Origin of the sequence: Hahella sp. KA22 (assembly GCF_004135205.1) — a bacterium.
Lineage (GTDB): Bacteria > Pseudomonadota > Gammaproteobacteria > Pseudomonadales > Oleiphilaceae > Hahella.
Map to the genome: position 1 here is coordinate 3,706,259 of NZ_CP035490.1, position 11,651 is coordinate 3,717,909.

General features: G+C 52.5%; 10 protein-coding genes. 5 read left to right on the forward strand and 5 right to left on the reverse strand.

The features are described 5' to 3' along the window. Positions 1-155 precede the first annotated feature (155 nt). Positions 156-2,009: a bifunctional diguanylate cyclase/phosphodiesterase gene (locus EUZ85_RS16525; RefSeq protein WP_127970324.1), complete on the forward strand. Its 1,854-nt coding sequence runs from the start codon at positions 156-158 to the stop codon at positions 2,007-2,009. A 655-nt stretch (positions 2,010-2,664) separates the two neighbouring features. Here EUZ85_RS16525 and EUZ85_RS16530 read toward each other — a convergent pair. Continuing rightward, complete coding sequence (locus tag EUZ85_RS16530) at positions 2,665-2,853, reverse strand: hypothetical protein (protein ID WP_127970325.1); 189 nt, start codon at positions 2,851-2,853, stop codon at positions 2,665-2,667. 153 nt (positions 2,854-3,006) lie between these two features. Continuing rightward, entirely contained in the window at positions 3,007-3,888 is an 882-nt protein-coding gene (locus EUZ85_RS16535; protein ID WP_127970326.1) for a hypothetical protein, read from the reverse strand. 384 nt (positions 3,889-4,272) lie between these two features. On the opposite strand from EUZ85_RS16535, the gene EUZ85_RS16540 reads away from it, so the two are divergent. Beyond that, positions 4,273-5,103: a class I SAM-dependent methyltransferase gene (locus EUZ85_RS16540; protein WP_127970327.1), complete on the forward strand. Its 831-nt coding sequence runs from the start codon at positions 4,273-4,275 to the stop codon at positions 5,101-5,103. Between the two features lie 77 nt (positions 5,104-5,180). On the opposite strand, the gene EUZ85_RS16545 is transcribed toward EUZ85_RS16540, so the two are convergent. From EUZ85_RS16545 to EUZ85_RS16560, 3 genes are all read right to left on the reverse strand, one after another. Further along, entirely contained in the window at positions 5,181-5,702 is a 522-nt protein-coding gene (locus EUZ85_RS16545) for a ricin-type beta-trefoil lectin domain protein (protein WP_127970328.1), read from the reverse strand. A 23-nt stretch (positions 5,703-5,725) separates the two neighbouring features. Then, the gene (locus EUZ85_RS16550; protein WP_127970329.1) at positions 5,726-6,592 is read right to left on the reverse strand and encodes a cytolethal distending toxin subunit B family protein; all 867 of its coding nucleotides are present in this window, start codon (positions 6,590-6,592) and stop codon (positions 5,726-5,728) included. A 1,336-nt stretch (positions 6,593-7,928) separates the two neighbouring features. Continuing rightward, positions 7,929-8,216: an HlyU family transcriptional regulator gene (locus tag EUZ85_RS16560; RefSeq protein WP_011397462.1), complete on the reverse strand. Its 288-nt coding sequence runs from the start codon at positions 8,214-8,216 to the stop codon at positions 7,929-7,931. A gap of 456 nt (positions 8,217-8,672) precedes the next feature. On the opposite strand from EUZ85_RS16560, the gene EUZ85_RS16565 reads away from it, so the two are divergent. From EUZ85_RS16565 to EUZ85_RS16575, 3 genes are all read left to right on the forward strand, one after another. Further along, positions 8,673-8,888, forward strand: a complete 216-nt coding sequence (locus tag EUZ85_RS16565; RefSeq protein WP_127970331.1) for a hypothetical protein — start codon at positions 8,673-8,675, stop codon at positions 8,886-8,888. Positions 8,889-9,203: 315 nt separating this feature from the next. Beyond that, a complete protein-coding gene (locus EUZ85_RS16570) occupies positions 9,204-9,797 on the forward strand; it encodes a DUF2760 domain-containing protein (protein ID WP_127970332.1) in 594 nt (197 codons plus the stop codon). After that, positions 9,794-11,650 (forward strand): Hsp70 family protein, encoded by a 1,857-nt coding sequence (locus EUZ85_RS16575; protein WP_127970333.1) that lies wholly within the window; start codon positions 9,794-9,796, stop codon positions 11,648-11,650. Before EUZ85_RS16570 ends, EUZ85_RS16575 begins: the two co-directional genes overlap by 4 nt. The last annotated feature ends 1 nt before the right edge of the window (position 11,651 follow it).

An 11,651-nucleotide genomic window follows, 5' to 3' on the forward strand; every position in this document is an offset into this window, starting at 1 on the left:
AAATTTGGCGTAATCAAATAGGGATTGATGACGGGTTGGGCTAAATTTATTTATACGGCTCATAAAAGCCGCGATAGCGTGTTGAAGTGAGCTGCGCCAGGAGTTACCCCGTAAACCAGTTAAGGAAATTAGACCTGGAGGAGAGAGGGCGAAGCATGTGCTCGGCGAAGAATAAAAGTGTTTCCAAAGGCTTCATTCCTCCGCCAATACCCGATAATGAAGCGCTGCGCCTGAAAGACCTTGAAAGCCTTAAAATTCTCGACACGGATGCTGAAGAACGATTTGATCGCATTACCGCGCTGATTGCGGATGTGTTTGACGCGCCTATCGTGCTGTTGTCATTGGTTGATCGCGATCGGCAGTGGTTTAAGTCTATTCATGGTCTCAATGTTCCCGAAACTTCCAGAGAGGTTTCATTTTGCGGCCATGCCATCTTTGAGCCCGAAACCATGGTGGTGGAGGACGCTCACGATGACCCGCGCTTCTGCTTAAACCCCCTGGTCACAGGCGAGCCCAACATCCGGTTTTACGCCGGCGCGGTAATCAGAGGCCCGTCGGGCCTGCCGGTCGGCACCTGCTGTCTGATCGATAGAAAGCCCCGTAAGCTGACTGATCGTGACCGAAAGCGCTTGGTGATCTTCGCAAAGCTGTTGGAAAGCGAGCTGTTGCAGTCCGTGAAACTGACGCGGCTGCAGCAGGAAACGGTGATGTCCGCGTATTTTGATCCGCTGACCGGACTGCCGAACCAGCGTCTTTTTCTGGACCGACTCGAACAGCGCCTCAAGATCGCCGGAAGCCTGGATTCCGTCACCATTTGCGTGGTGAATATCTGCCGTTTCTCCAATGTCATCAACGCCTGGGGGAAAGACAACGCCAATAAAGCGCTGGTCGTCATTGGTAAACGGATCAAAGCGGCGATAAAAAACAAAGGAACGGTCGCACGTTTGTCTGGAGATCGTTTTGCGGTTTTCACCAACAGATCGAAAAGCGCTCGCTATGAAAGAACGCCAAGCCATTTGCGCGACCCCATTCCTTTTGAGCTGAATGATTTGTTTAACCAGCCCGTGGATGTGGGGGGCGTCGAACTGCATCTGGAAGCCAATGTGGGGGTCACCAGTTACCCTCATGACGGCGAGGACGCCGCTTCATTGCTGGAAAACGCCGCCAGATGCTCCAAATCCGTCGGGGCGTGCGCGCATGTGCAATATTACTCACAGACACTGTCCGATGAAGCGTCAAAAGCGTTCGCCATTGAGCAGCGTTTACGCTCAGCGATCGCCAACCAATCGCTGCATTTGCACTACCAGCCCATTATTGACCTTAAATCTGGACGCTTGCAGTCACTGGAGGCATTGCTGCGCTGGCGGGATGAGACGCTGGGAAATGTTTCACCCGCAGACTTCATTCCCGTGGCGGAGGCGACCGGCGTTATCGCCGAGATAGGACGCTGGGTGGTGGAGGAGGTGTGTTCACAACTGGTGGCGTGGAAACGCCAGTATCCAGGTCAGCTGGTTCCGGTGACGATCAACTTGTCGACCATCCAGTTAATGAGATCGGAGACGGCGCAGGAAATTGAGTCGATAGTGGCCCGCGCTGGCGTGGACAGCGCGCTGATCCAGCTTGAAGTCACAGAAAGCTGTTTTCTGAAAGACTTCGACAGCGCCCTCTGTAGCATGAAAAAGATGTTGGAACTAGGCTTCAAATTCCTGATCGATGACTTCGGAACCGGCTTTTCCTCCCTCAGTTATCTGAACAAACTGCCACTACATAAACTGAAGTTGGATCGTAGTTTTGTATCAGGAATAGACCACTCCGATAAATGCAAAGCGTTGGCGAAACATATTATCGCCCTGAGCCAGGAACTGGGATTGATCGTCGTGGCCGAAGGCGTCGAGGACGCCGCGCAGGCTCGTATACTCACCAGCATGCATTGCGATCAGGCTCAGGGATACCTCTACAGCCGGCCATTACCGCCGGCGGAGATTTCTCAGCGATTTTTTGAAGATTAACGCCTGTTCTTTGAGGGAGGAATATTCCTTTGGGTTCAGCGGGAAAATGGCTTCCACTGAGGGAGATTCTGTTGGACCAGCGCTCTGGGAGGCCCTTCGACAGGCTCAGGGCGAACGGGGTGGGGATGTTGCTCAGGGGGCTCAGTATTTCCTTTTCTTTATGGTGGAAGACATGATTTGAATGCCGGATTGGCATCACAGCAACTAAGACTCCGTTCGCCCTGAGCCTGTCGAAGGGCCGGCAGTATCCCGCGATACCGAAGTGTTAATGATCCAGCAGGAATTAGCTTCCACTGAGGATTCTGTTTGGGCTAGCGCTCTGGGAAGCCCTTCGACAAGCTCAGGGCGAACGGGGTGGGGCGTTGCTTAGGAAGTTGCTCAGTGTTTTCTTCTTTTCTGGTGAAGGATGTTATGTGAATGCTGGATTGGCGTCACAGCAACTAAGACTCCGTTCGCCCTGAGCCTGTCGAAGGGCCGGCAGTATCCCGTGATACCGAAAGCGTTACTAATCCAGCCGGGAAATAGTTTTCACTTGAGGGGATTCTCTTGGGGCCAGCGCTCTGGGATGCCCTTCGACAGGCTCAGGGCGAACGGGGTGGGGACGTGAGTCTTTGGTTAATGACCGACGCCAGGAGTGATCGCCGTCTCGGTGCGGTCAAGAATTTTGATGGCGCAGGCCGATCTTGTAGTTGAGTTGCTCAATGCGTTCCTCGCGGGCGATTGAGACGACATAACTCCAGGTGGACGTTGCTTTTATTCCGGTGATAGTGCCATCACTCATGCCAGCGTAGCGCTTCTTAAGGTCTTCCAAGATGAGCGAGTAAGCGTCGAGCGACTTGTGCATGGCGCTGCAGTCGTGCGAAGCGCTGGAGATAGTGTCGCCTTGAGCTAATGCATGTGGACCTAAAGGGCGACAAAAATCGCCGTCAGGAAGGCGGTTACAGTTATAACTTTTCTGAGTCCATGCATAGTCATTCCTGCTTAGCTTGCTGTTGTGTTATGGCCAAAGCTTCTCGTTACAGTAACGCTCTGTCGTCCACAACTCATCGCTCCAGAACTCCTCGACTTTGCGTCTGTCATTAATCGCCCAATGGTAATGGCGGGTGGGATAAACGCTGTCGTCATAGCCGATGCGAACACAGCGGCCAGTAATATTCGCATCCTGCGCGGCGTCATAAAAATACTCAGCGTTATCCTCTGTGGCGGGAAGGAGGTCGCTTTGCGTCAGGGCGTTGAACTCGCTGATGAATCGGTTGCAGGCGTCTGCAATTTCTTTGTCCACTTTCCAGATGTAGTGGTATCGCTCCTGCGGTTCGTCTGGAGCGCATAGCGCTGCAATTGCAGCATATAAGACGCAGCTTTCACGTAATGCCGTAATCAATAAAGGCTCCTGAGATAAAGAAGCGATGCCAACCAATGAGTAGTCGTCTTTCTCTCGGGCTATGTTCGCCGCCAGTTCCGTCAATGCCGCCAACGCCCATTCGTCAGGAGGCAGTGCGTTCAACGCGTAGTAAAGGGGATCACGCCGTGAGGGCAGTAGGCCGCTACTGTCCGCGCCAGCGCCATAAATAGCAGCGTTGCAGACTTCCAGCAACTGATGAAATTCAGGCATCTCTTCCACTTTTTCTGCTGAACGCGCGCCCTGTTGCTGTAAAGCGCGCATGATCTGAAAGTACTCCGTCAGCGCTTCCGTCTCTGCATAGTAACCTTCGACCGGCCCGCTACATGGCTCTACATCCAAAACTTTCGCCACCGTCTTGGCCGCTGGCAGGAGCGTATTCACTTCAAAAGACTGCATGCGTTGGCGATACAACTCGTCTAGGGCCAGAATCAGAGTGCGGTTGTCTACGATGCATTCGATGGTGCGTATTTCGGACATAAATACCTTAGCTTGGCGGATGAATATACTTTGACCGGAGAAAGTAGGTTAAGTTAGCTTCGAACTTCTGTGAGGAGTTTGCCAGAGTGGAACTAAGGAGAGAACACCAAATTAAGTAGGTGGCCTAAACGTTTATTCATGACTTGTATGAAAAGTAATCCGAAGGGAATATCCAATTGCGCTATGAATGAGTGAAGCGCAAGAGTGATGATAATATTAACATGGCAATGATATTGGCATGTTAATCACCAGGCGCATGGACGCGCCTGCGCGGCGACAAGCCGCGGGAGACAGGGCCTGACCTGTGCAGGCCCTGTCGTTGCAGACAAATAGAAGGAAGCTATTTGTCTGCCGGATTAATAATGGTGACAAGAAGGACTATATATGCCCAATCAAGTCAATGAAGCGATAGAAAACCACTATACCCGCCCAGATGTGGGAAGCCTTATATTGGCGGCGTTGGCGCGGGCGGGGAAGAACCTGGATCAGCTCACTCCGGAAGATTTGACGCCAATTGATGCGTTCCATATTCGCGGTCGCGCGGCGACGCTCGAGCTGGCCCAGGTGGTGGAGCTGGATGCGGAGAAGCAGGTGCTTGATGTCGGCAGCGGTATTGGCGGGACCTCTCGGTGTCTCGCGCAGAAATTTGGCTGCCGCGTCACTGGCGTTGATCTGACTGACGAATATTGTCGCGCCGCCGCCATGTTATCCGCCAAAGTTGGCCTGCAAGCTCTGACCGACTATCGCCAGGGAGACGCCGTTAATCTGCCGTTTGAGGATGATACGTTTGATGTCGTGTGGACTGAGCATGTCGCCATGAATATTCCAGACAAAGCACGGCTATACCATGAGATGTATCGGGTGTTGAAGCCGGGGGGCATGGTGGCGATATATGATGTTATGGCTGGACCCTCTGAGCCGGTGTTGTTTCCTGTTCCCTGGGCGCGCACGCCAGAGACGAGCTTTCTTGTTGAGCCCGTTGAGCTACGCCAATTGTTGGAAGATACAGGCTTTGTTATTTCGGATTGGACGGATTCAACAGAGGCGGCGCGAACGTGGTTCGCCTCATTGGTGGAAAAGATCCAGAAAAACGGCCTGCCGCCGCTGGGCTTTCATGTATTGATGGGGAGCGCCTTCCAGGCTATGGCGCAAAATCAGGGGCGGAACCTGCAGGAAGGTCGCATTGTGCTCGGGCAAATCGTTGCAAGGAAGTAGCAAGGCTGTATTGCCGAGCAGGCGCTTCCTTGCGCCTGGCTGTTAGCAGGTCAATCTTATGCCTGCGTCAATGATGCTTATTGTGTCGACAACGATTTCGCTGCTCCTCTGGGTACTGTAATCACCCATAGTTCGCTCGCATCGATGGAGCCTGTGGAACAGCTTTTATGGTAGACGCTTGAATTAGAGCTGCCAGGGGTAACGTAAAGGCAGTTGGAATTACTGCGGTTCTTCAATTGTACTGCGCCAGTGGAAGTATAAATCGGCGTGAAACGTTGATGATTGGAGTTGTCGCAGGCTTGCGTATATACACCGGAATAATCACTGTCCACATGTAGACATACATCTGTGTAATAAGCATTTCTAAAACGCAATGAACCGTCGGCAAGATATTCCGTCCGCCAGTTGATGCGTTCGAAATCACTCCCCGTGTATTCATAGGCGGGGTAAGTAAACACATAGCCTGCGCCATTATGATAATTAACCAATAGTTGTCCGGTAAAAACATTCTCTAATGCCGAATTGACATAATCCTGGGCGTGGCTGGTTTGCGCGATTGCTGCGCTGATAATAAGTGCGGGTAAAATTCTAGATAACATATTTAATAGTCCTGATTATTGAATTAATAACGTTGAAATCTGACAGGGGTATGGTCTGAAGAAAGTTGTCCGACCAGTGACGCAATGCCTAATAGCGCGCGCATTAAGTTAGCGCCGCCTGTGATGGAGCCGGTGACGGCGTAATCGAGGTTGCCCCCGCTGCGCTGGGTGGCGGAGCCTTGATTGACGAGATTGATGTTGGCGTGAACAGCCGGATGGTTGTTCGCCAGTTGCGTATTCAGCGCCTGAGGACTGCGGTTCCAGTCGCCCATGATCATGAAGGGGGCGTTGTTGTTCGCTGTAGCGAAGTAGTTATGCACCGCGTTTACGATCAGTGCGGCGTCTGTTCCCCCATTGGCGGAAGCGTGAATGGAGAAATAAGTGTCTCCGGCATTGCCCACTTCTACGCCCAGAATGGGACGGGCGCTGGCGTAACTGGCGGGAGGAGGGAGGATAATCACCCGGTTGGCGCGCTCTTCCGTGACGATGGCGACGTTAACCCGGTTGGCGCCAGTGTCGTTGCGTGAAAAATAGATCCAACGGTAGTCAGGGCGAGAGCGCGTGCCAATATTCCAACGGTATTCTTCAACCGGAACCTGAACGGCATGGGGATTATCCAGTCGCGGCGGGGTAAGTTGCGGCATCAGTTCAGCGGATTCAGGAACCGAACCGGCTTCCTGAATCGCCAATACTTGCGCGCGATCAGAGCCGCTCACCAACTGGCGGATACTTACGTTCCATTTACTTTCGGATGCATGGCTGGAGCCTTGCAAGTTCCAGGTAACCGCAACTCGGTCGAATAATGCGGCATGAGAAAGTGGAACAACCAGTAACGTTAATGTCCAAAAGGACAGTTGTTTGAATATCCATCGATAAACCTGAATAGGCATTAAAACATCCTCTATTGTGATATATCTTCTCGTTTTGAATGCGAATGCCTTCGCATTCGAATTAATTAAACAACGCCTTCTGGTTTTGGTTCCCTGTTTTCGATTAAAAGACTCTCATAAAAAGGATATTTGACCTGATTTAAATGAATGGCGGGGTAAGTGTTTTTATAAGGCCAATCCGGAGAGCGTCCGGTGAGATTTATATGTTTGTGATGGTATGTTGTGTATTTCCCCGAGGAGTACTCGAAAATTTATAGTTGGCAGACTTTATGAACTCCATTTAACGACATTGATGTCTGGCGAAATTGGGGGCATGAATTAAAGGTGAACTTGCAAATAGCCGGGCGTATCTCTGACTGATTTTATTGAGAATAATCTCAAAATATATAAAGGGCGCAGAACAAAATGCTCGCTATTTTAAGTCTGGGCGAAGGTATTTGCCCAAATATTGGAAAGTTAATAGAGCGAGCTTGAAAGCCTGCCGAGTTAATAAACAGGGAGAACGATTATGCCAGTAAGATCAAGAGAAGAAGCGGATAGCGGCGACGAGTTAAGACCCAGATCACGTAGACGCGTGGGAGGGCACGGTATGGAACTGGTAACCGTTACGCAAATGGCTTGCCATACATGGGCGTTGTCCGGCAATCCAGAGCGTGCTCGAGAAGTGCACCTGCAATACGAGGAGTTATCTAATAGACTGGGTATGCATTATGGGTACGGCTCAAACTTGCGTGGTCGAACGCTTATGCAGGTTCGCCAGTCAATTATGAAAAGTATTAGTGAATTATGCGACGAAAGAACGGAGCGTATGGGCAACCGGGTTTTCTTATGTGGGGGATTTAGAAACGGTCAAGTTTGTCCCGAGCATGTATGGTTGGAAGATCACACTGCTACTAGAACCTACGACACCTTCATTGATCAGCCTGTGAGATATCGCCGTTGTGTTGGCGTTGACAACCAGCCTTTTCGGCCTGGATGCGAAAGGGAAGCCTTTGCCGCGAATGAAATTGCCCGAGTGCTTATGCAGGGTTATACAAGCGGACAGGTACGGAGCCTTCCACGGGGTTAAAGACGTATTATTAATCCGGCAGACAAATAGCTTCCTTCTATTTGTCTGCAACGACAGGGCCTGCACAGGTCAGGCCCTGTCTCCCGCGGCTTGTCGCCGCGCAGGCGCGTCCATTCTCCTGGTGATTAACATGCCAATATCATTGCCATGTTAATAATCAACGAGCGGCCAATCCATAGCAAAGGTTTGGCCGTTTTCTGCGTTTTGTCTCTGCGCTTATTGGGGCATGCTGCTGCAATTATTACTATGAATAGCCGAGAGGCTGGCTCATTGCGGCTGAAACAAATCGTCGCCAAGCTGGTCGATGGCGGTTTTTACCTTCATCAAGGTAATTTCATTGCATTGTTCTTTGCTGGGGATCTGGTCGGCGCGGATGAACTGGTGTTCGCGAACCTCGCCGTCGATCTCTTTGCGAATAATCGCGCCGACGCCGTAATTTCCACCCAGGTTACGGGGTTTCAGAATTATCTGGAAACCTTTGTGTTCGATAATATCTTCCGGTTCAGGGGCTTTTTCGCCGCCGAACATGGATTTAAAAAATGAGCCCAGGCCCATGCTTTTCTCCTGTCTATAACAAGGTAATGAGGACGTATGAGGTCACACTCAGTCGCTTATTGTGGCGTAAGCGCGGGATTTTTCAAATGGGTGAGGTTCTGGTCCAACATCCGGCGCTTAGAAGTATTAAGTCGGCGGATCTACTTGTCCGACACGGCAGGCTCTGCGGTTGGCCTAGTGGGAGAGACCAATCAAGTGGGTAAAATCGCAAAAGGATGATGACTTTTTGACCGATTGATACATTTATTAATAATCTTAAAGTAATCAATTAAGATCGCCGTGGTATTATAAACAAATGAATGTTTGTTCTGGACGACAAACAGGGTAATATAAATCGGCCTCAAATTGTCTTGATGCGCCGCCTCCACTATATTGAACGAAACCTGTCCACCATCGGATTCCGACTTCTCGGACAGTTTTTCAATTAACTCGATAGCTAAAAACGATTACTCATACATGCAGTTAAAGATATTAAAGGATCTGAAAAAGCTCAGCCCACGGGAAGTCTCGCAACGCTTGTCAGAAGCGCTGCAGGAAATGGACACAAGCATGAAAGATCGCAAACAGGAAGACTTCAAGCGGAAACTGGATCAGTTAATGGCGGAATATCACAAGGATATATCCGACGTGATTGATATTCTGTCTCTTAACGAAATTCATACACCAGATTAAATTAAGTTCCCGCGCGTAACCGTCTCTTTCACGAGCAGTCTTTATAGTGAGCAGTAGAATGATGGCAGACGCCGAGTCGTCCGCCGTACGGTGTTACTTCGTCTTTAAGTTATTGCTATCATATGCGCCGGCTGAGCCGCCGCACTGCGTCTGCACGCCCGAATTATCCGCCGCCGGGCCAACAAGTTTATTTGTCTGTTGCTGTCGTATCACAAGCCCGGCGCGTATTTGCGCTTCGAATGACGCGCACATGCATATTAATTAATCAGCAACGGAATCCAGCATCAACATAGCTAAGGATTAAGAGAGAAAATAATGAATCTGAATTTAACCGCAATGCCCACAACAATTGATCTGTTGCATTTGGGGTTGGCTGTATTCGCAATTGTATTTCTGGCGGCGTGGCTGAGCGCCAGAAAAAATGCGCAATCACAGAGCGTCGCGACGCAGCCTGCGCCGCAACCGGTTGAAAAGCCCGCCGAACCGGCGCCGGAAGTCAAACCGGAACCTGTTAACCCGTTTAAAGATTCAACACCGGATTCAGCCCTGCAGTTATTGGCCCTGTTACAACAGAACGCGCGCTTTATCGATTTCCTGAAAGAAGACCTGGCTGGTTTCAGCGATGCGGATATCGGCGCTGCGGCGCGTGTCGTGCATGAAGGCGGCCAAAAGACCCTGAACGAATACTTCACTCTGGCGCCGCTGCGTCAGGAGGAAGAAGAAACCCGCGTCACGCTGCCGGAAGGATTCAACGCCTCCGAAGTGCGCTTGACCGGCAATGTCGCAGGCCAGGCGCCATTCACCGGCGTATTGGTGCATCGCGGCTGGAAGGCGGTGGACGTGAAGTTGCCGAAACTCGCCAAAGAGCATGACGCCGCTATTATCGCGCCGGCGGAGGTCGAACTATGAGCGATATGAATGCCGATAGATCGCCCCGTTATAGTGTGGGCATCGACCTGGGCACCACCAACTGCGTGCTGTCCTATATTGAGCTGACCGATGAAAGCGGTCAGGCGCTGGACGAAGACCAACTGCTGCAGGACGTGATGCCCGTGCCGCAACTGACCCGTCCAGGCAGTGTGGAGGAAAAGAAGCAATTGCCGTCCTTTTTGTACCAACCCCATGAATCCGAACTGGGAGAAGGGGAGTTGGCCTTGCCCTGGACCGGCAAAGCAGACGCCCTTGTAGGCGGCGTCGCTCGTGAATTAGGGTCGAAAACGCCGATTCGTCTGGTGGCCAGCGCTAAAAGCTGGCTGTGTCATGGCGGCGTTGACTGCCGTTCCGATTTTCTTCCCCTGAACAGCCCGGAAGAAGTGGCGCGTATTTCTCCTCTGGCGGCGACGATCCGTTATCTGGAGCATCTGTGCAACGCCTGGAATCATAACCACCCGGGCTATCCGCTGAATGAACAGGACGTGGTGGTGACGGTGCCTGCATCGTTCGATCCGGCTGCGCGCGACCTCACTGTAGAAGCGGTGAAAGCCGCCGGTCTTGGTAATCTGACCCTGTTGGAAGAGCCTCAAGCCGCAGTCTATAACTGGATCAAGGCCAGCGGCGGTTCCTGGCGCGACCAGGTGGGCGTTGGCGACATTGTGCTGGTGGTGGACATCGGCGGCGGCACCACGGACCTGTCCTTGATTGCGGTCACTGAGCAGGACGGCGGACTGGAACTGAATCGCGTCGCGGTGGGCGAACATATTCTGCTGGGCGGCGACAACATGGACCTGGCTCTGGCTTATCGGGTGAAGAATAAACTGGCGCAGGAAGGCAAAGAGCTGCAGCCCTGGCAGATTCAGGCGATCGTTCATGGTTGCCGCGACGCCAAAGAAGCACTGCTGTCGGATCAGGACGTCAACGCTGTGCCGATTGTCGTGCCCAGCCGAGGTTCGAAATTGCTGGGAGGCTCTTTGCGCACTGAGTTGACGCGGGACGAGGTGCAGCAGACTCTGGTGGAAGGCTTTTTCCCCCAGGTCGGCGTTCATGAACATCCGAAGCAGCAAATGCGGCGCGCGCTGACCCAGATCAGCCTGCCTTACGCTCAGGACGCGGCGGTCACTCGCCATCTGGCGGCGTTTCTGAGTCGTCAGCACGCCGCCGCCAACGAACTGCTGGCGCAAAACGAAAGCGAATTTATCAAACCCACCGCGGTGTTGTTTAATGGCGGCGTACTTAAAGCGCCGGCTTTATCCTCGCGTCTGATGAGCATCATCAATAACTGGCTAAGCGATGCTGGCGCGCCTTCCGCAAGGTTGTTGCAGGACAGCGATCTCGACCTGGCGGTAGCCTGCGGGGCGGCCTATTACGGCTATGTGCGCCGTGGACGCGGAGTGCGTATTCGCGGCGGCATCGCCAGCGCCTATTATGTGGGAATAGAGAGCGCCATGCCGGCGGTGCCGGGTATGGAAGCTCCGATGGAAGCCCTCTGCGTTGCGCCTTTCGGCATGGAAGAAGGCTCGGAAGTGAAGGTGGAGAGCCAGGAGCTGGGCCTGATCGTTGGCGAGCCGGTCCGCTTCAAATTCTTCGGCTCCACGTTGCGCCGCGATGACGAGCCGGGCATGGTGCTGGACGCCTGGGGTCCGGATGAACTGGAAGAGTTGCCGGAAATCCAGGCCTCGTTACCGGCGGAAGGGCGTCGTCCGGGGGAAATCGTACCGGTGCGTTTGTCGGCGCGGGTCACCGAAGTCGGCACCCTGTGTCTGGAAGCCATTCCCAGAAACGGCGATGCGAGATGGCAGGTTGAGTTCGACGTACGCGAGGGCTGAG

Excerpts from the sequence above, each read along its gene's own strand:
- EUZ85_RS16525 (WP_127970324.1), top strand. The coding sequence starts at position 156 with ATGTGCTCGGCGAAGAATAAAAGTGTTTCCAAAGGCTTCATTCCTCCG.
- EUZ85_RS16530 (WP_127970325.1), bottom strand. The coding sequence starts at position 2,853 with ATGCACAAGTCGCTCGACGCTTACTCGCTCATCTTGGAAGACCTTAAG.
- EUZ85_RS16535 (WP_127970326.1), bottom strand. The coding sequence starts at position 3,888 with ATGTCCGAAATACGCACCATCGAATGCATCGTAGACAACCGCACTCTG.
- EUZ85_RS16540 (WP_127970327.1), top strand. The coding sequence starts at position 4,273 with ATGCCCAATCAAGTCAATGAAGCGATAGAAAACCACTATACCCGCCCA.
- EUZ85_RS16545 (WP_127970328.1), bottom strand. The coding sequence starts at position 5,702 with ATGTTATCTAGAATTTTACCCGCACTTATTATCAGCGCAGCAATCGCG.
- EUZ85_RS16550 (WP_127970329.1), bottom strand. The coding sequence starts at position 6,592 with ATGCCTATTCAGGTTTATCGATGGATATTCAAACAACTGTCCTTTTGG.
- EUZ85_RS16560 (WP_011397462.1), bottom strand. The coding sequence starts at position 8,216 with ATGGGCCTGGGCTCATTTTTTAAATCCATGTTCGGCGGCGAAAAAGCC.
- EUZ85_RS16565 (WP_127970331.1), top strand. The coding sequence starts at position 8,673 with ATGCAGTTAAAGATATTAAAGGATCTGAAAAAGCTCAGCCCACGGGAA.
- EUZ85_RS16570 (WP_127970332.1), top strand. The coding sequence starts at position 9,204 with ATGAATCTGAATTTAACCGCAATGCCCACAACAATTGATCTGTTGCAT.
- EUZ85_RS16575 (WP_127970333.1), top strand. The coding sequence starts at position 9,794 with ATGAGCGATATGAATGCCGATAGATCGCCCCGTTATAGTGTGGGCATC.